The sequence below is a fragment of the Paenibacillus xylanexedens genome (genome assembly GCF_007676705.1).
Lineage (GTDB): Bacteria > Bacillota > Bacilli > Paenibacillales > Paenibacillaceae > Paenibacillus > Paenibacillus xylanexedens_C.
Window position 1 is genome coordinate 1 of record NZ_VEBF01000072.1, and the last position, 353, is coordinate 353.

A 353-nucleotide genomic window follows, 5' to 3' on the forward strand; every position below is an offset into this window, starting at 1 on the left:
CAGTTGAGGTGTATCAAGGCAGCAGAGGCAGGTGGGTGGAAGACGAGGATTTCTGGGGTTTCTGGGGGATTTTGAGAGATGTATATGTGTATACGGTGCGAAGTGGAGAGGTAGGTGATGTTGATGTTGGCAGAGATGTAGAGAAGTCGTATAGGAAGGGTACATTGGAAGTGGATTTGAAGGTGGAAGGAAAAGGTGTTGGTGGAGGGGGAGTAGAGGCTGAAGTTGGTGATGGTGAAGGTAATAGCGTTAAAAGGTTTGAATCGAAAGTTAAGGATGGAGAAGTAAGTGTTGGTGAAGATATCGGGAGAGTAAACGTGTGGAGGGGAGAGATTCGATAGTTGTACGGTGTG

1 pseudogene is annotated in these 353 nt (G+C 47.0%); it reads left to right on the top strand.

The annotated features are described in order from the left end of the window. A pseudogene (locus tag FS628_RS30215) lies at positions 1–341 on the top strand (beta-galactosidase); the annotation flags it as partial. Between the last annotated feature and the right edge of the window lie 12 nt (positions 342–353).